The 16955-nt window shown below is 73.7% G+C and carries 18 protein-coding genes; 4 read left to right on the top strand and 14 right to left on the bottom strand.

Annotated features, from left to right (window positions below; translation table 11 throughout):
• Positions 1-116: 116 nt before the first annotated feature.
• Genes ABWI07_RS22655 through ABWI07_RS22665 form a run of 3 tightly spaced genes read right to left on the bottom strand, consistent with a single transcriptional unit; the run spans position 117 to position 2172 of the window.
• Positions 117-878, bottom strand: coding sequence for an AIM24 family protein (locus ABWI07_RS22655; protein WP_149258191.1), 762 nt, complete (start codon positions 876-878; stop codon positions 117-119).
• A 2-nt stretch (positions 879-880) separates the two neighbouring features.
• Positions 881-1534, bottom strand: coding sequence for an AIM24 family protein (locus ABWI07_RS22660; protein WP_149258190.1), 654 nt, complete (start codon positions 1532-1534; stop codon positions 881-883).
• Positions 1534-2172 carry an AIM24 family protein gene (locus ABWI07_RS22665; protein WP_235036646.1) on the bottom strand — a complete coding sequence of 213 codons (639 nt, stop codon included), beginning with the start codon at positions 2170-2172 and terminating at the stop codon, positions 1534-1536. The genes ABWI07_RS22660 and ABWI07_RS22665 overlap by 1 nt, the downstream gene beginning before the upstream one ends.
• A 67-nt stretch (positions 2173-2239) precedes the next feature.
• Here ABWI07_RS22665 and ABWI07_RS22670 point away from each other — a divergent pair, with 67 nt between their 5' ends.
• Positions 2240-2632, top strand: coding sequence for an ABC transporter permease (locus ABWI07_RS22670; RefSeq protein ID WP_149258189.1), 393 nt, complete (start codon positions 2240-2242; stop codon positions 2630-2632).
• Positions 2633-2726: 94 nt separating this feature from the next.
• Positions 2727-3884 carry an EAL domain-containing protein gene (locus ABWI07_RS22675; protein WP_353819722.1) on the top strand — a complete coding sequence of 386 codons (1158 nt, stop codon included), beginning with the start codon at positions 2727-2729 and terminating at the stop codon, positions 3882-3884.
• Positions 3885-3900: 16 nt separating this feature from the next.
• Here the strand turns inward: ABWI07_RS22675 and ABWI07_RS22680 are convergent, their stop codons facing one another.
• Together ABWI07_RS22680 and ABWI07_RS22685 are read right to left on the bottom strand one after the other, a co-directional pair.
• Positions 3901-4641, bottom strand: coding sequence for a response regulator (locus ABWI07_RS22680; RefSeq protein WP_149258187.1), 741 nt, complete (start codon positions 4639-4641; stop codon positions 3901-3903).
• A complete protein-coding gene (locus tag ABWI07_RS22685; RefSeq protein WP_353819723.1) occupies positions 4638-5813 on the bottom strand; it encodes a sensor histidine kinase in 1176 nt (391 codons plus the stop codon). The genes ABWI07_RS22680 and ABWI07_RS22685 overlap by 4 nt, the downstream gene beginning before the upstream one ends.
• 124 nt (positions 5814-5937) lie before the next feature.
• On the opposite strand from ABWI07_RS22685, the gene ABWI07_RS22690 reads away from it, so the two are divergent.
• Complete coding sequence (locus ABWI07_RS22690; RefSeq protein WP_235036645.1) at positions 5938-6543, top strand: hypothetical protein; 606 nt, start codon at positions 5938-5940, stop codon at positions 6541-6543.
• Here the strand turns inward: ABWI07_RS22690 and ABWI07_RS22695 are convergent.
• Positions 6506-7294 carry a class I SAM-dependent methyltransferase gene (locus tag ABWI07_RS22695; protein WP_149258185.1) on the bottom strand — a complete coding sequence of 263 codons (789 nt, stop codon included), beginning with the start codon at positions 7292-7294 and terminating at the stop codon, positions 6506-6508. The two genes, ABWI07_RS22690 and ABWI07_RS22695, sit on opposite strands and share 38 nt — an antisense overlap.
• 123 nt (positions 7295-7417) lie before the next feature.
• Here ABWI07_RS22695 and ABWI07_RS22700 point away from each other — a divergent pair, with 123 nt between their 5' ends.
• Positions 7418-10198 (top strand): tetratricopeptide repeat protein, encoded by a 2781-nt coding sequence (locus tag ABWI07_RS22700; protein ID WP_353819724.1) that lies wholly within the window; start codon positions 7418-7420, stop codon positions 10196-10198.
• Between the two features lie 82 nt (positions 10199-10280).
• On the opposite strand, the gene ABWI07_RS22705 is transcribed toward ABWI07_RS22700, so the two are convergent.
• From ABWI07_RS22705 to ABWI07_RS22740, 8 genes are read right to left on the bottom strand one after another with little or no spacing between them, the layout of a single operon-like run.
• Complete coding sequence (locus tag ABWI07_RS22705; protein WP_149258183.1) at positions 10281-10658, bottom strand: metal-sulfur cluster assembly factor; 378 nt, start codon at positions 10656-10658, stop codon at positions 10281-10283.
• Positions 10655-11113: a Fe-S cluster assembly sulfur transfer protein SufU gene (sufU, locus tag ABWI07_RS22710; RefSeq protein WP_149258182.1), complete on the bottom strand. Its 459-nt coding sequence runs from the start codon at positions 11111-11113 to the stop codon at positions 10655-10657. Before sufU ends, ABWI07_RS22705 begins: the two co-directional genes overlap by 4 nt.
• A 54-nt stretch (positions 11114-11167) precedes the next feature.
• Positions 11168-12442, bottom strand: coding sequence for a cysteine desulfurase (locus tag ABWI07_RS22715; protein WP_149258181.1), 1275 nt, complete (start codon positions 12440-12442; stop codon positions 11168-11170).
• Complete coding sequence (gene sufC / locus ABWI07_RS22720) at positions 12439-13203, bottom strand: Fe-S cluster assembly ATPase SufC (protein WP_149258180.1); 765 nt, start codon at positions 13201-13203, stop codon at positions 12439-12441. The genes ABWI07_RS22715 and sufC overlap by 4 nt, the downstream gene beginning before the upstream one ends.
• 26 nt (positions 13204-13229) lie before the next feature.
• Entirely contained in the window at positions 13230-13547 is a 318-nt protein-coding gene (locus ABWI07_RS22725) for a non-heme iron oxygenase ferredoxin subunit (protein ID WP_149258179.1), read from the bottom strand.
• Complete coding sequence (sufD, locus tag ABWI07_RS22730; protein WP_353819725.1) at positions 13544-14680, bottom strand: Fe-S cluster assembly protein SufD; 1137 nt, start codon at positions 14678-14680, stop codon at positions 13544-13546. The genes ABWI07_RS22725 and sufD overlap by 4 nt, the downstream gene beginning before the upstream one ends.
• On the bottom strand, positions 14680-16092 hold the full coding sequence (gene sufB, locus ABWI07_RS22735) for a Fe-S cluster assembly protein SufB (protein ID WP_149258177.1): 1413 nt from the start codon (positions 16090-16092) through the stop codon (positions 14680-14682). The genes sufD and sufB overlap by 1 nt, the downstream gene beginning before the upstream one ends.
• A complete protein-coding gene (locus tag ABWI07_RS22740) occupies positions 16089-16931 on the bottom strand; it encodes a helix-turn-helix transcriptional regulator (protein WP_268843218.1) in 843 nt (280 codons plus the stop codon). Before ABWI07_RS22740 ends, sufB begins: the two co-directional genes overlap by 4 nt.
• Positions 16932-16955 lie beyond the last annotated feature (24 nt).

The raw sequence follows: 16955 nt of genomic DNA on the forward strand, positions 1-16955 counted from the left end.
TCTCTGAGGCGTGGGCCGGTCCGGCCTCCCGCGGCGCCACCCCACGTTCGCGCTGCACCCCCAGCCCTGCCCCGGCGGCCCGGGGGGCCGGCCGCGCGCGTCCGGCCCCCGGGGGGTCAGCCCTGGCGCTCGGCGGCGAGCCGCTGCGTGATCGTGTGCTGGAGCCGCTGGAGGCCGGACGTGCCGACCAGTCCGATCTGGCCTTCGAGGTCGCGCAGCAGGACGTCCTCGTTCATCACGACCTCCGACGACTGCATCATCACGGTGCCCTGGCCGGTGAAGTCGAACTGGTGCTCCTCGCCGGACGAGCCGCCGATCCCGAAGATCATCCGGGCGGCGCCGAACGCGCCGCGCATGTAGGAGTGGTCGTAGTGGTGGCAGGGCGAGGGGCAGTCGGCCCAGCCGAGCAGCGCCTGCGGGTCGACGCGGATCGGCGGTTCGACGAAGTGCACGGGCCCGTTGGACGCGGCGACGAACCGGCCCGTGCCGATCAGGGTCAGGAACCCCGGGATGATCGACTGCTTCAGCTCCAGGCCCGGCTCGAAGGCGAGCAGGTTCCCGGCCCGGACGGTGAGGTTGCCCTCCTCCAGGTCGAAGGAGTTGACGTCGAACCCGCGGTCGGCCAGGACGAGCTTGCCCTGCCCCTGCGCGACGATCCAGTCCTGCGCGTACAGCGGGGAGTTGAACGTGTGCGCGACGAGGGAGTCCAGCGGGCCGGCCGACAGCGCCTCGAACCTGATCTGCCCGTAGTAGGCGATCATCTTGCCCTTCTGCGCGAACCACTGGCCGTTGAGGTCGACGCTGAAGGCGTAGGGGTTGACGTTGTCGTTGGACGGCAGGGTCGTGGGGTTCCAGGTCTGCGTGCCGAACGTGCTCACGGTCAGATCTTCCTCTCGCTGGCCTGGACGTAGACGACGCCGGAGCCGCTCAGCTCCAGCTGGAAGCCCTCGCCGGAGCCGCGCCCGATCAGGTCGCGCAGCCCCACCGCCGTGGTGAGCTTGTTCTGCACCTGGCCGCGGTGGGCCACGTACGCCTGCGGGTCGACGTGGACGGGGCGCTGCGGGGTGATCGGCAGCTCCATCACGCCGCCGTGCGACAGCAGGGCGCACGCGCCGTGCCCGGTGAGCGTCGTGGTGAACAGGCCCTGCCCGGTGACCGCGCCGCGCACGATGCCGCGCACGCCGCCCTGCTCGCCCATGAACATGGTCCCGACCTGCAGGGTCGCGTCGTGCACGAGCAGCCGGTCGGCCTCGGCGTACAGGGTGTCGGCGCCGTTCAGCTCGACAACGGACACGTGCAGCCCGCCATGGCCGAACATGACGCTGCCCTGGCCGGTCACGTGCATCATCGCGCTGTGCTCGCCGGCGACGGCGCGCCCGAGGGCACCGCCGATGCCCTGCCCCGCCGTGGTGGACGGGGCGAACGACACCGGGCCGGTGTAGGCCAGCATGGCCCCGCGCTTGCTGTAGACCTCCTGCCCGGGCCCGATCCGGACCTGGAGCATCTTGGAATTGATCGACTGGTAGCCGGGCATCAGATCTCCAGAATCCCGCCGCGTTCGGCCGGCTGGACGTAGACCAGCCCGTGCCCCTGGTACCGGAACTGCACGCTCTCCCCCGATCCCTGGCCGATCACCGTCCGCCAGTTGACGTCGGTGACCACGTCCTGCTGCAGCTGCCCGTGATGGCAGACGTAGGCGTGCGGGTCGACGCACAGCGGCGTCTGCGGCGTCACCTCCAGCGCGATGGCCGGGCCCTGCGAGAGGATCGCGACCGTCCCGTGCCCGTCGACCTTGGTGGTGGCGAGGCCCTGGCCCGTGCCCATCCCCCGCAGCCCCACGAACTGGACGCCCGTCTGGAGGCTCCCGTCGAGCGCCAGCAGGCTCTCCGACTCCACGAACAGGGTGTCGCCGGTGAGCTGGACGAGGGTCACCTCCGTCGCCTCGCTCGCCAGGTAGACCGTCCCCTGCCCGGTGATCTCCATGAGGGTCATGCCCTCGCCGGCGATCCTGCGCTTGAGGGCGCCCCGCAGCCCCTCGCCGCCCGTCATGCCCTGCCGCTTGAACGACATCTGGCCCTCGTAGGCCACCATCGAGCCGTTCAGCGCCCGGATCGTCTCGCCGCCGAGGTCGACGGCGAGCATCTTCGAGCCGTTCATTCGAAATTGCGCCACGAAGCGGAAAGATACAGCCCGGCGCGTTGCCGGTCCCCCGCGTGCGCCGATCCGCAAGGATGAGCACATGTGGATCGCTCCCGAACGCCGCAGTCTCAGCCGGTGGGCCGTCCCAGGGCTCGTCCTGGGCGCCGGTGTGGTGGTCGGGGCCGTGCTGGCCGCCGACGGGCGGTCGGGCACGGCCCTCATCGCACTGGCCGCGCTGGCCGGGTACGCGGCGTATCTCGCCTACCGGCGCAACGAGCCGGCGCTGCCGCTCAGCGAGGGGTTCGGGTCGGGCACCCGGGCCCGCGCGCACCTGCGGGCCGCCGCGATGACCGGCGACGTGCTGACCGTCGCGGTCGTCGGCGGGCTCGTGGTGCAGGCGCTGCGCGGCGCCGACATCACCGCCTACGTGTGGCTGGCGGCCGTCGCCGGCGTGACGTACCTGCTGTCGGCCGTGGCTGGCCGCGGGCTGTGACCGGATGCCGGCCGGCCGCGTGACCTCGGGAACTGTGGGTTAACTTCTCCCAACAAGTCTGGTTTGACCGGGCCGCGGGCGGCATGATGCGCCTGTGTCCGCCACCGACACCCTCGATGCGCTCGTCCCGGCCCGGGCTGTGTTCCATCCCGTGGTCGACCTCGGCACGGGCGCCGTCGTCGCCGTGGAGGCGCACGCCGCACCGTCCGCTCCGTCCGGCCCGCCCGGCCCGTCCGGCGGACCGATGCGGCCCGACCCGGCGTCCGGGGACGTGCGGCGCGCGGTCGAGGCCGCCCGCGCGGCCGCCGGGCTGGGCACGCCGCTGCCGATCCAGATCGGGCTGCGCGCCGAGACCCTCGCCGGCGGCGAGGACCTGCTGGCCGAGCTGCACCGCGGCCTCGGCGACACCGGACGGCGCCCGCAGGAGATCATCCTGTGCGTCGGCGGGGGCTTCCCGCCCGCGCGCCGCCCGGCCCTCGCCGCCGCGCTGTCCGCGCTGCGCCGCGCCGGCTACCTCGTCGGGCTCTCCGGCCTCGGCTCGGCGCACACGCCGCTCGACCTGCTCGTGGAAGGCGCCTCCTACCTGCTCAAGCTCGATCCCGGGCTGGCCCGGACTGCGGCCGCCGATCCGCGCCGCGCGGCGCTCGTGGCGAGCCTCGTCGAGCTGGCCCACCGGCTGGAGACGCACGTCCTGGCGCCCGGCATGGCCGCCCGCGACCAGGTGGTGCACATGCGCGAGACCGGCGTCCGGCTCGTCCAGGGGCCGGCCCTCGCTCCGCCGGAGTGGCGGCCGGGGATGCCGGTCACCATCCCGGTCACCGGGGAGGCCGCGGCGCCCGCCCGGCCCGGCGCCGGACTGGGACCGCGCGTGTCGGAGTTCACCCTCCCCGCCGTGACGCTGCCGCGGACGGCGACCGCCGGCGAGGTGCTCAACGCGCTCACCGCCGAGACCGGCGCGACCAGCGTCGTCCTGGTGGACGAGCGGCAGCGGCCGAGCTTCACCGTGGACCGGACGCGCTTCCTGCTCCAGCTGTCGGGCGCCTACGGCCATGCCCTGCACGCGCGCCGGCCCGCCGCGCGGCTCGCCGACCCGCCGCGCCCGGTCCCGCGCACCGTCCCGGCGATCGCCGCGCTGCGGGCCGCCGGGGCCGCGGACGAGCGCGTCTACGACGACCTCGTCGTGGTCGACGAGGTCGGCCGCTGCCTCGGCATCGTCCGGGTGGCCGACCTGATCCGAGCCATGTCGCGCTGAGATCGCCGCTGCGGGCCTAGTCCGCCCCGGTTGATCCCTTATGTGGATCAAGGCCGGAAAGCCCGGTGACGGCCGTCTCCTGGGCGAGGATGGCCGCCTGGACGCGGCCGGCGAGCCCGAGCTTGCCGAGGATGCGGCTCACGTGCGTCTTGGTCGTCGTCTCGGCCATGGCGAGCCGGGCGGCGATCTGCCCGTTCGACAGGCCCTCCCCGAGGCAGGCGAACACCTCGCGCTCGCGCGGCGTCAGCTCGGCCAGCCCCGGTACCTCGGCGGGCACGGCGGGCCGGGCGGCGAAGGCCCCGATCAGCCGCCGGGTGACCTTGGGGGCGATGATGCCCTCGCCCGCCGCGACCGTCCGCACCGCCTCCACCAGCTTGTCGGCGTCGACGTCCTTGAGCAGGAACCCGGCCGCGCCCGCCCGCAGCGCGCCGAACACGTACTCGTCCATGTCGAACGTCGTCAGCACCAGGACGTCGGTGAACCCGGCGATCCGCCGGGTGGCGGCGATGCCGTCCAGGACGGGCATGCGGACGTCCATGAGCACGACGTCGGGGCGCAGCTCGCGGGCCAGCTCCACCGCCCGCGCGCCGTCCGCGGCCTCGCCGACCACCCGGACGTCCGGCGCGGCGCCGAGGATCAGCACCAGCCCCGCCCGGACGGCGGCCTGGTCGTCGGCCACCAGCACCTCGATCGGACCGCCCGGCCCGCCGCCCACACGGCCCTGCTCAGCGCTCGTCCCGCTCGGCTCGCCGCTCATGCCGCCCCGCTCAGCGAGTCGACGGGCAGTTCGGCGTGCACCCGCCACCGGCCGCCGTCCGGCCCGGCGTCGAACCTGCCGGCGAGCATCACGGCGCGCTCGCGCATCCCGACCAGGCCGCTGCCGGTGCCCGGCAGCCGGGAGCCGTCCGGGCCGAGCGGGCTCAGCACGTCGATCACCACGCGCCCGCCCGCGTACTCCACCCGCACGTCGGCGTACCCGGACCCGGCGTGCTTGAGCGCGTTCGTCAGCGCCTCCTGGACGATCCGGTAGGCGGCCAGCTCGACCGCCGCCGGCAGGTCCGGCTGCTCGCCGGCGACCTCCAGCCGCGCCGACAGGTCGGGCCGCGCGGTGTGCCGGACGAGCCGGTCCAGCTCCGCCAGGCGCGGCCGGGCCGCCGGGTCCTCGGCGTCGCCCTCGCGCAGCAGCCCGATCATCCGCCGCATCTCGGCCAGCCCCCGCACGCTGTTCTCCCGGATCACCTCCATGGCCCGGTTCACCTCCTCCCGGTCGAGGCCCTGCACCTTCAGGACGGCCGAGGAGTGCAGCGCGACCGCGCTCAGATGGTTGGCGATCACGTCGTGCAGCTCGCGGGCCATCCGGGCGCGCTCGGCGGTCACCGCGGCCCGCCGGTCCATCTCGGCCAGGCGCGCGACCTGCTCGGCGCGCTGGCGCTCGGCCTCGGCCCGGGAGCGGTGCTCCCGGACCGCCATCGCGGTCAGCACGGGGGTCACCCACACCACCCCGGTGAGCGACGCCGCGAGCACGCCGACCGCGACGCCGCGCAGCGCGAGCGCGACGGCGGCCGCCACCGCCAGGCTCGCGGCGAGCGTCGTCCCGAGCAGCCACTCCGCCGTCCGGCGCCGCCCGTACAGGCTCGCGGCGTACAGCGCGTCCCCGTAGATCATCGCGGTGGCGAGGCTCGGCCCGAACGCTACGTCGACGAAGTTGAACGGGGTCGCCAGCAGCAGCCAGGTGAGCGGCGCCGTCCGCCTCAGCGGCATCGCCGCGCACAGCCCGGCCAGCGGGACGAGCCGCACCGCGAACGGCGGGTTCCAGCTCTCGGACCAGACCGTGTGGCCGTGCGCCGCGAGCACCACGAGCCCTCCCGCGAACGCGGCCGCGGCGATCAGCGCGTCCTGGGGGGTGGTGAGACGTCGGAGGCTGTGCACGCGTCCATCTCAGCATCCCGGCCGGGGTCTCCACTTCCGCCCGGGTGAGGAGCGCCCGTACATCCTTCGGACGACCCCCGGAACCTCACCGCAGACGACGATCGGCGGCCGTCCGGAGCAGACGATGGAAACCCGCGTCGAGAAGGGATTCCACGTGCTCCTGGCGGTCATCACCGCATGCGAGATCGGCTTCTGGGTCGTCCTCGCCGCCGGCCTCCTCGCCCGCTACGCGCTGCGCCTGCGCCGCACCGGCGCGGCGCTCCTGCTGTGCGTCCCGCTGCTCGACCTGGTCCTGCTGGCGGCCGCGGTCGTCGACCTGCGCGGCGGCGCGACCGCCGGCACCGGCCACGGGCTGGCGGCCGCCTACCTCGGCTACTCGGTCGCGTTCGGCCACAGCATGGTGCGCTGGGCGGACGAGCGCTTCGCCCACCGCTTCGCGGGCGGCCCGCCGCCCACGCGCAGCCCCAGGTACGGGGCGGCCCGCGCGCGCCACGAGTGGCGCGAGTTCGGCAAGGCGGTCCTCGCCACGGCCATCGCGTGCGGCCTGCTCCTGGCGATGATCGCGCTGGTCGGCGACGCGGACCGCACGCGGGCCCTCGACGCCTGGCCGGGGCGCCTCGGATTCGTCCTGGCGGTCTGGTCGCTGTGGCCGATCACCACCACCGTCTGGCCGCCCAGGCCGCCCGGGGACGCTACCCGCGACCCCGCGGAGCACGCGCGGCAAGAGTGACGATCGGCAGGTCGAACTCCCCCTCGGCCGTCTCCGGGGTGCCGTGAAGGTACTCCAGCACCCGGCCGAGGGCGGCGGCGCGCTCCTCGGCGTCCAGCACCAGCATGTGCGAGTGCGTCCCGACGGTCGCCGCCAGCGACTCGGCGGTCCGCCGCTGCGCGTGCGGGAACTCGGCCCGCTCGAACCCCGGGAACCACCGGGTCTCGGGCAGCGTCTTCGACCGCCAGTTCGAGGCGGACACGCTGCTGCGCGCCACCCGCTTCAGCCCGGCGACCCACGGCACCCGGTCGTCGTCGGTGTTCCACAGCCCGCCGAGGACGCCGCCCTCCGCGAGGACCCGGTGGATCTCCGGCAGCGCCCGGTCCGGATCGAACCAGTGCATGGCCTGCCCGACGAGCACCGCGTCGACGGCTCCGTCCTCGAGCGGCACGGCCTCGGCGCTTCCCCGGAGGGCCCGCACGCCCGGCACGCGCCGCCGCAGCTCCGCCAGCATCGCCGCGTCGGGCTCCACGGCCACCACGCCGGCCGCGTCCACGCCCGTCCGCAGCAGCACCTGCGTCAGCTTGCCCGTCCCGGCGCCGAGATCCAGGACCCGGAGCCGCCCGCGCCCGGCGACCGGCTCCAGCGCCCACCGCACGGCCGCGTCCGGATAGTCGGGACGCTCCTTCGCGTAGGCCGCCGCCTCGCCGCCGAACGACGCGGCCCGGCGGGCGACCAGCGCCGGATCGCTCCCGGGGAACGCATCTCTCACAGATGCCACCTTAGAAGCGGCCCGCCCGCGGCGGCCGACCGCGGCCAGGTCGGCGGCCCCGCTTGCCCGCCGCCGCGCGGCGGTGTCCCATGGCGGTGATCGAGTTGAAGGGACCGGGACGGCATGCTGACCCAGCGCGCCTCGGCGGGGCCGTTCGGCCGGGTCTTCCAGGCGGGCCGCGACATGGTCGTGTACGAGGCCGAGGACCCGTACCGCCTCAGGTGGTGGCGGCCGCGGGGTTCCCCGCCCTCGGCGGCCGAGGCCCGGGCCCAGCCGAGCCGGCTGCTCCGCGTGTCGAGCGAGGCGGTGCCGTTCACCGGGCGCGAGGCCGAACTGGCGGGCCTGCGCGAGTGGCGCGACGGGCGGGCGGCACTGTCCGTGCGGCTCGTGCACGGGCCGGGAGGGCAGGGCAAGTCCCGCCTGGCCGCCCAGGCGGCGCGGCTCTGGAGTGCCGACGGCTGGACGGTCCTCACCGCGCTGCACCGCCACGATCCGGCCGCGCCGCCGGAGTTCGCGCCGGGCGACCTGCGCGCCGCACGGGGGCTGCTGGTCGTCGCCGACTACGCCGAACGCTGGGACGTCGCCGACCTGCTCAGGATGCTCTCCGACCTGCGCGGCGCGGAAGGGCCCAAGGTGCGGGTGCTGCTGCTGGCGCGCCCGGCCGGCACCTGGTGGCAGACCCTCGCGCACAGGCTGGACGCCGATCTCGGGCTGGAGGCCGGGGCGAGCGCCCTGGACGCCCTCGAAGCGGGCGCGCACGGCCGCGGCAGGCTGTTCGAGGAGGCGCGCGACCGGTACGCGGCGCTGCTGGACGTGCCCGGGGCGCGCCTCGTACCGGCGCCCGAAGCGGTCATGGCGGACGACGGCTACACCCAGGTGCTCGCGGTGCACATGGCCGCGCTCGCCGCGGTGCTCGCCCATGAGGAGGGCGCCCGGGCGCCGCGGTTGCCCGCGGAGGTCTCGATGTTCCTCCTGTCGCGCGAGCGCGTCCATTGGGAGGAGCTCCACCGCGGCCTGCTGAGCACCGGCGCGGACGCGATGGGCCAGGCCGTCTACACGGCCACCCTGACCGGCGGCCTTCCGCGCGCGGAGGCGGTTGAGGCGCTGGTCCGGGCCGAGGTGGAGTCCGTTCTGCACCCCGGTCAGATCATCAAGGACCACGCCGTCTGCTACCCGCCGCCGCCCGGGTCCGCCGGCGTTTTGCGGCCGCTCTACCCGGACCGGCTCGGCGAGGACTTCGTCGCGCTGACGACCCCGGGCCATGACCACCCGTACCCGAGCGACCCCTGGGCCGCCGACGCGGCCGAACGCCTGCTCGGGGCGGGCGGGAAGGCGTGGACCCGCTCCGCCATGACCGTGCTCGTCGAGACCGCGCGGCGCTGGCCGCACGTCCGGGACGGGCGGCTCTTCCCCCTGCTCAGGGCGCGGCCCGAACTGGCGGTCCAGGCCGGCGGCGCCGCGCTCACCGCCCTGGCCGAGCTGCCGGACCTCGATCCCGCGCTGCTGGACGCGGTCGAGGCCCTGCTGCCGGAGCGGCGAGACGTCGACCTGGACCCCGGCGTCGCCGCCATCACCCGCCGCTGGGCGGAGCAGCGGCTCGGCCGGGCGCCGCGGGAAGGAGACGGCGTGCTCGAGGACCGCGCCCTCACCCATACCAAGCTCACCGGCCGGCTGATCAAGGCCGGGCTCTACGCGGAGGCCATGGAGTCCGCGCGGGAGGCGGTCGCCGCCTACCGGCGGCCGGCGGAACAGCGTCCGGGCGAATACCTGTCCGACCTCTCCGGCGCGCTGGTCAACCTCGGCATCTGCCAGGCGCACCTGGGAATGCGCCCGGAGGCGCTGGAGGCCACCGAGGAGGGAGTGGAGCTCGACCGGCGCCTCGCCGAGAGCGGTTCGGCCGCGAGGCTGGAGAACCTCGCCTCCTCGCTCAACAACCTGGGCAACCGCCTCGCCGAACTGGGGCACCGGGACCGCGCCCTGGAGGCCTCCTGGGAGTCGGTGCGGATCCGGCGGCGGCTCGCCGAGACCGCTCCGCCCCGCTACCTCGCGAAGCTGGCCGGGGCACTCGACAACCTCGGGAACCGCCTCGCCGCGCTGGGGGACCCCGAGGACGCCCTCGCGGCCACGGGCGAGGCGGTCGAGCTGTACCGGCGCCTCACCGCCGTCGACCGCGCCGCCCATCTGGCCGACCTCGGCATCGCGCTCACCAACCTCAGCGCCCTGCTGGAGCAGACGGGGAAGGCGGAGGAGGCGCTGGAGGCCGGCGACGACGCCGTCCGCGTCCGCCGGGAGCTCGCCGAGACCAACCCGGTCGCGTTCCGCGCCGGCCTGGCCGGGGCGCTGTGCACCCGGTCCGACGCCCTGGCCGCGCTCCGGCGGCACGGCGAGGCCCTGCGGGACCTCCAGGAGGGCGTGGAGCTGTTCCGATCGGCCGCGCTCGGCAACCCGGGGGCGGTCCGGCGCGACCTCGCGGCCGCCCTGTGCAAACTCGGTGCGCGGCTGCGGGAGAAGGACCGCCACGCGGACGCCGCGAGGGCCCTCGACGAGGGGGTGGGGCTGTACCGGTCGATCGCCGCGACGCACCCCGGCGCGTTCGGGGAAGAGTTCACCATGGCCCTTCGCATGCGCCTCGCCGCCCATCTGGACGGCGGCGCGGACGAGGAGGCGCTCCGCTGCACCGCCGAGTACGCGGAGCATCTGCTGCCTCTCGCGCGGCGGCTCCCCTGGCGGTACCGCCGCGAGCTGGACGAGACCCTGGCGACCGCCGTCCTCCTTCTCGGCCGGTCCGGGCGGCTGCGCGAGACCGTCACGATGCGGCAGCGGCACGGCAAGGCCAGGCGCACCGGCGACCACGCGAAGGCGGTCGAGATGCTCCGGCGGATCGCCGGGCCCGGGGACGCGTGAGGCCGCGCCCCGGACGGGGCGCGGCCTCATCGTTCACGTCGACCGGTGCCGGCCGGGCCCGCGGACCGGGTCCGCGGAGCCGTCAGACGTTGAACCCGAGGGCGCGGAGCTGGTCGCGGCCCTCGTCGGTGATCTTGTCTGGGCCCCACGGCGGAAGCCAGACCCAGTTGATCTTGACGTCCTTGACGAGGCCCTCCAGCGCGCTGTGCGCCTGGTCCTCGATCACGTCGGTGAGCGGGCAGGCGGCGCTGGTCAGCGTCATGTCCAGGGTGGCGACCTCGTCGGACAGGTCGACGCCGTACACCAGGCCGAGGTCGACGACGTTGATGCCGAGCTCGGGGTCGACGACGTCCTTGAGGGCCTCCAGGATCTCCTCCTCCTGCTCGGAGGCGGGGGCCGCGGGGACCTCGGCGTCGGTGGCCTCGGCGGCGGGCGTGTCGGTCGCGGGCGTGTCGGTCATGGTGCCTCTCCGAGTGCGCGGGCGGTCGCGTCCTTCCACGCCATCCAGGCGAGCAGGGCGCATTTGATCCGGGCGGGGTACTTCGAGACCCCGGCGAAGGCGACGGCGTCCTCCAGGACGTCCTCGTCCGGCGCGACGTCCTGGCCGCGGGACTGCATCAGCGCCAGGAACTCCTCGCCGACGGCCATCCCCTCCTTCACGGACTTGCCGATCAGCAGGTCGGACATCACCGACGCGCTCGCCTGGCTGATCGAGCAGCCCATGGCGTCGTACGACACGTCGGCGACCGTGGCGTCCTGGCCCTCGCCCTCCAGGTGGACGCGGAGCGTCACCTCGTCGCCGCACGTGGGGTTGACGTGGTGCGCCTCCCCCTCGAACGGCTCCCGCAGCCCCTTGTGCAGGGGATTGCGGTAGTGGTCCAGGATGACCTCCTGGTACATCGCCTCCAACTGCATGGCGTCCCTTCCAAGCCTTTCTCGCTACAACCCGGGCACCACTCAGCGTGTTCCTCAGGCGGTGCCGAAGAACTTCTGAGCGTGCCGTACCCCGTCGGCGAGCGCGTCCACGTCGGCGAGGGTGTTGTAGAGGTAGAACGTCGCGCGGGTGGTCGCCGGGATGCCGAAGCGGCGGCAGATCGGCCACGCGCAGTGGTGGCCGACGCGCACCTCGACGCCCTGGTCGTCCAGGACCTGCCCGACGTCGTGCGGGTGGATGCCGTCGACGGTGAACGACACGGCGCCGCCGCGGGCCTCGGTGGTGCCGGGGCCGATGACGCGGACGCCGGGGATCTCGCCGAGCCGCTCCAGCGAGTAGCCGACCAGGGCCTCCTCGTGGGCGTGCACGCGGTCCATGCCGATCTCGGCGAGGTAGTCGCACGCCACGCCGAGCCCGACGGCCTGGGCGGTCATCGGGACGCCCGCCTCGAACCGCTGCGGCGGCGGCATGAACGTGGACTCCTCCATGTGGACGACCTCGATCATGGAGCCGCCGGTGATGAACGGCGGCATGGCCTCCAGCAGCTCGCCGCGGCCCCACAGCACGCCGATGCCGGTCGGGCCGAGCATCTTGTGGCCGGAGAACACGAGGAAGTCGGCGCCGAGCCGGGCCACGTCCACGGGCTGGTGCGGCACCGACTGCGCGGCGTCCAGCAGGACCAGCGCGCCGACCGCGTGGGCGCGCGCCACGATCCGCTCGATCGGCGGGACGGTGCCGAGCACGTTCGACTGGTGCGTCAGCGCGACGATCTTCGTGCGCTCGTTGACGATGCCGTCCAGGTCGTCCAGGTCGAGGCGGCCCTCGTCGGTGATGCCGAACCAGCGCAGGGTGGCGCCCGTCCGCCGGCACAGCTGCTGCCACGGGACGAGGTTGGCGTGGTGCTCCATCTCCGACACCACGACCTCGTCGCCGGGGCCCACGGCGAACCGCTCGGCCTCGGGGCCGGCGGTGGCCGCGTTGCTCATAGCGTAGGCGACCAGGTTGATGCCCTCGGTGGCGTTCTTGGTGAACACGATCTCGGCGGGCGTCGCGCCGACGAACCGGGCGATGGACGCGCGGGCGCTCTCGTAGGCCTCCGTCGCCTCCTCGGCGAGCAGGTGCGCCCCGCGGTGCGGCGCCGCGTTGTGCCGCTCGTAGAACTCCCGTTCCGCGTCCAGCACCCGGACGGGCTTCTGCGACGTCGCGCCCGAGTCGAGGTAGACGAGCGGCCTCCCGCCGCGGACCGTGCGCCCCAGCAGCGGGAAGTCCTTCTTCAGCTCCTCAGGCAGAAGGCCCCCGGTTCCACTCATAGGGAAGCGCCCGCCTTCACGTACTTCTCGTAACCCTCGTTCTCCAGCTCGTCGGCCAGCTCGGGGCCGCCCTCGGCCACGACGCGGCCGCCGGCGAACACGTGCACGAAGTCGGGCTTCACGTACCGCAGGATGCGCGTGTAGTGGGTGATGAGCAGGACGCCGGTGTCGCCGGACGCGAACCGGTTGACGCCCTCGGAGACGACCTTGAGCGCGTCGACGTCGAGGCCGGAGTCCGTCTCGTCCAGGACGGCGACCTTCGGCTTCAGCATCTCCAGCTGCAGGATCTCGTGCCGCTTCTTCTCACCGCCGGAGAAGCCCTCGTTCAGGCTGCGCTGCGCGAACGCCGGGTCGATGGACAGGGCGTCCATCGCCGCCTTCATCTCCTTGGAGAACTCGCGCAGCTTCGGGGCCTCGCCGCGCACGGCGGTGACGGCCGAGCGCAGGAAGTTGGAGACCGAGACGCCGGGCACCTCGACCGGGTACTGCATCGCCAGGAAGAGCCCGGCGCGGGCGCGCTCGTCGACCGACATGGCCAGGACGTCCTCGCCGTCCAGCGTGACGGAGCCCGAGGTCACCTCGTACTTCGGGTGGCCCGCGACCGCGTAGGCGAGGGTGGACTTGCCGGAGCCGTTCGGCCCCATGATCGCGTGGGTCTCGCCGGCCTTCACGGTCAGGTCGACCCCGCGCAGGATCTCCTTCGCGCCGTCGGAGCCGTCGCCGACGGAGACGTGGAGGTCGCGGATCTCAAGGGTGGCCATAGTGCGTACAGTCCTTCGTCGTGCGGTCAGTCGTCGCCGGCGAGCGAGACGTAGACGTCGCCGTCCTCGACCTTGACCTTGTAGGTGGCGACCGGCTGCGTGGCCGGCGGGTTGGTGGGCTTGCCGCTGCGCAGGTCGAAGCAGGACCCGTGCAGCCAGCACTCGATGGTGCCGTTGTAGACCTCGCCCTCGGAGAGCGAGACCTCGGCGTGCGAGCAGATGTCGTTCAGCGCGAACACGTCGTCGCCGCTGCGCGCGATGACGACGGGCTCGCCGTCGACCTCGGCGCCGAGCGCCCCGTCGGCGGGGACCTCGTCCAGCGCGCACACCTTCACGTAGGTCACTTCGCCGCTCCCTGGTCGAGCTCCGCCTCGATCGCCTCGCGCACCTTCTCGCGCACCTCGGCGACCTCGATGCGCTCGACGAGCTGGCCGAGGAAGCCCCGGACCACCATGCGCCGCGCCTCGTCGAAGGTGATGCCGCGCGCCTGGAGGTAGAACAGGTGCTCGTCGTCCAGCCGACCGGACGCCGAGGCGTGCCCCGCGCCGGCGACCTCGCCGGTGAGGATCTCCAGGTTCGGCACGGAGTCGACCCGCGTGCCGTCGGTGAGCACGAGGTTGCGGTTCAGCTCGTAGGTGTCGGTGCCCTCGGCCTCGGCGCGGATGATCACGTCGCCGATCCATACGGCGTGCGCGTCCTGGTCCTGCAGGGCGCCGCGGTAGTCGACGCGGCTGCGGCAGTGCGGGACGGCGTGGTCGACGAGGAGGCGGTGCTCCAGGTGCTGGCCGCCGTCGACGAAGTACACCCCGTACAGCTCGGCGTCGCCGCCGGGCCCCTCGTAGGCGACCGACGGGGAGATCCGCACGACGTCGCCGCCGAGCGAGACGTTGTGCGAGACGAACCGGGCGTCGCGGCCGAGCCTGGCGTGCTGGTGGGAGACGTGGACGCCGTCGTCCGACCAGTCCTGCAGGCTGATCACCGACAGCCGGGCGCCGTCGCCGACGACGAACTCGACGTTGTCGGCGTAGGTCGCCGAGCCCCGGTGCGCCAGCACGACGGTGGCCTCGGCGAACGGCTCGAGGACGATCGTGGTGTGCCCGTAGGCGGCGGCCGAGGCGTCCTCGCCGCGCAGCCGCAGCACGGTCGGCGCGGAGGCGGCGGTCTCCTTCGGGACGGTCACGACCGTGGCCTGGGTGAAGGAGCTCCACGCCTGGGCGCTGACGCGGTCGGCGGGGACGTAGGCCCTGCCGAGGCGATCGTCGTCGCGTCCGACGGTCTCGACGGTCACCTCGGGCGCCGCCTCGACCTCCACCAGGACCTTGCCGCCGTCCTCGGCGGTGCCGTTGTGCAGGCCGCGCAGGCGGCGCAGCGGGGTGAACCGCCACTCCTCCTCGCGGCCCGTGGGCACCTCGAAGTCGGCGACCTCGTAGGACGCCTTCTCGTGCAGCGTCGAGAGAGGCTTCTGCTCCAGCCCCATCAGCCGACGGCTCCTTCCATCTGCAGCTCGATGAGCCGGTTCAGCTCGAGGGCGTACTCCATGGGCAGCTCGCGCGCGATCGGCTCGACGAAGCCGCGCACGATCATCGCCATCGCCTCGTCCTCGGTGAGGCCGCGGCTCATCAGGTAGAACAGCTGCTGCTCCGACACCTTGGAGACGGTCGCCTCGTGGCCCATCTCCACGTCGTCCTCGCGGACGTCGACGTAGGGGTAGGTGTCGGACCGGCTGATCTGGTCGACGAGCAGCGCGTCGCACTTGACCGTGGACTTGCTGTGCTCGGCGCCCTCCTGGATCTGCACCAGCCCGCGGTAGGACGTGCGGCCCCCGCCGCGCGCAACCGACTTGGAGATGATGCTGCTGGAGGTGTTCGGCGCGGCGTGCACCATCTTCGCGCCGGCGTCCTGGTGCTGGTCCGCGCCCGCGAACGCGATCGACAGGGTCTCGCCCTTGGCGTGCTCGCCGAGCAGGTACACGGCCGGGTACTTCATGGTGACCTTGGAGCCGATGTTGCCGTCGACCCACTCCATGGTGGCGCCCTCGTAGGCGACGGCGCGCTTGGTCACCAGGTTGTAGACGTTGTTGGACCAGTTCTGGATCGTCGTGTACCGGACGCGCGCGTCCTTCTTCACGACGATCTCCACCACGGCGGAGTGCAGCGAGTCGGACTTGTAGATCGGCGCGGTGCAGCCCTCGACGTAGTGGACGTAGGAGCCCTCGTCGGCGATGATCAGCGTCCGCTCGAACTGGCCCATGTTCTCGGTGTTGATCCGGAAGTAGGCCTGGAGCGGGATCTCCACGTGCACGCCCGGCGGGACGTAGATGAACGAGCCGCCCGACCACACGGCGGTGTTGAGCGCGGCGAACTTGTTGTCGCCGACCGGGATCACCGAGCCGAAGTACTCCTGGAAGATCTCCGGGTGCTCGCGCAGGCCGGTGTCGGTGTCGACGAAGATGACGCCCTTCTCCTCAAGGTCCTCACGGATCTTGTGGTAGACGACCTCCGACTCGTACTGGGCGGCGACACCGGCGACGAGGCGCTGCTTCTCGGCCTCGGGGATGCCGAGCTTGTCGTAGGTGTTCTTGATGTCCTCCGGGAGCTCCTCCCAGGAGGCGGCCTGCGCCTCGGTGGAGCGCACGAAGTACTTGATGTTCTCGAAGTCGATGTCCGACAGGTCGGAGCCCCAGGTGGGCATCGGCTTCTTGCTGAACAGCCGCAGCCCCTTGAGGCGCAGGTCGAGCATCCAGTCGGGCTCGTTCTTCTTGGCCGAGATGTCGCGGACGACGTCCTCGTTCAGGCCGCGGCGCGCCGAGGCGCCGGCCTCGTCCGAGTCGGCCCAGCCGAACTTGTACTTGTCGAGCCCTTCGAGCTCCGGGTGGGCAGCCGTAGTCATAGGGAGGTCCCTCCGGACTCCTCGTCACTGGTCAGATGCTTTGCGGCGGACGCCCCCGCGTCCGCCTCGCCCCCGCCGGGGGCGGCATGCGCGGCGCGTGCGCCGCCGTCGCCGGTCTCGCCCGGCCCGCACAGCGAGCGCGAGCTGACGTGGGTCGTGCAGATGCCGTCGCCGTGCGCGATCGTCGCGAGCCGCTGCACCGGAGTGCCGAGCAGCCGGCTGAACGCCTCGGTCTCGGCCTCGCACAGCTGCGGGAACTCCGCGGCGACGTGCGCGACCGGGCAGTGGTGCTGGCACAGCTGCTCGCCGCCGCCCGGCTGCGGCGCCTTGGCGGCGGCCGCCGCGTAGCCGTCGCCCGACAGGGCCTCGGCGAGCGTGCGGACCCGCTGGTGGGGCGGAGCGTCCTGCACGACGGGCCGGTACCGCCGCTCCAGGTCGGCGATCTGCCGCCGGGCGAACTCGGCGACCGCGCGGTCGCCGGCCGTCTCGGCGAGGAACCGCAGGGCGCTGGTCGCCAGGTCGTCGTAGGCGTGCACGAAGGCGCTGCGCCCGGCGTCGGTGATGGCGAACCACTTGGCGGGCCGGCCCCGGCCGCGCCGGGACTGCGGGACCCGCGCCTTGCGGACCTCGATCATGCCCTCGGCCAGCAGCGCGTCCAGGTGCCGGCGGACGGCCGCCGGCGTGAGGCCGACGCGCTCGCCGAGCGTGGACGCGGTGACCGGGCCGTGTTCCAGGATCAGGCGGGCGACCCGGGCGCGGGTGTCGCGCTCGGTGCGGCCGGACGGCGCGCCGAAGGAGCGCGTAGCTGCGCCTCCGGTGCTCGTCTGATCCTCGCCCACGTTTTTCACAACATCAGTGTGCCG

The sequence above is a fragment of the Actinomadura sp. NPDC000600 genome (assembly GCF_040492135.1).
Lineage (GTDB): Bacteria > Actinomycetota > Actinomycetes > Streptosporangiales > Streptosporangiaceae > Spirillospora.

What these genes read in the sequence shown, in the direction of transcription:
- ABWI07_RS22660 (WP_149258190.1), bottom strand. Translation starts at nt 1,534, where the DNA reads ATGCCCGGCTACCAGTCGATCAATTCCAAGATGCTCCAGGTCCGGATC.
- sufC (WP_149258180.1), bottom strand. Translation starts at nt 13,203, where the DNA reads ATGGCCACCCTTGAGATCCGCGACCTCCACGTCTCCGTCGGCGACGGC.
- sufU (WP_149258182.1), bottom strand. Translation starts at nt 11,113, where the DNA reads ATGCAGTTGGAGGCGATGTACCAGGAGGTCATCCTGGACCACTACCGC.
- ABWI07_RS22680 (WP_149258187.1), bottom strand. Translation starts at nt 4,641, where the DNA reads ATGAGCGGCGAGCCGAGCGGGACGAGCGCTGAGCAGGGCCGTGTGGGC.
- ABWI07_RS22700 (WP_353819724.1), top strand. Translation starts at nt 7,418, where the DNA reads ATGCTGACCCAGCGCGCCTCGGCGGGGCCGTTCGGCCGGGTCTTCCAG.
- sufD (WP_353819725.1), bottom strand. Translation starts at nt 14,680, where the DNA reads ATGGGGCTGGAGCAGAAGCCTCTCTCGACGCTGCACGAGAAGGCGTCC.
- ABWI07_RS22670 (WP_149258189.1), top strand. Translation starts at nt 2,240, where the DNA reads ATGTGGATCGCTCCCGAACGCCGCAGTCTCAGCCGGTGGGCCGTCCCA.
- ABWI07_RS22715 (WP_149258181.1), bottom strand. Translation starts at nt 12,442, where the DNA reads ATGAGTGGAACCGGGGGCCTTCTGCCTGAGGAGCTGAAGAAGGACTTC.
- sufB (WP_149258177.1), bottom strand. Translation starts at nt 16,092, where the DNA reads ATGACTACGGCTGCCCACCCGGAGCTCGAAGGGCTCGACAAGTACAAG.
- ABWI07_RS22705 (WP_149258183.1), bottom strand. Translation starts at nt 10,658, where the DNA reads ATGACCGACACGCCCGCGACCGACACGCCCGCCGCCGAGGCCACCGAC.
- ABWI07_RS22690 (WP_235036645.1), top strand. Translation starts at nt 5,938, where the DNA reads ATGGAAACCCGCGTCGAGAAGGGATTCCACGTGCTCCTGGCGGTCATC.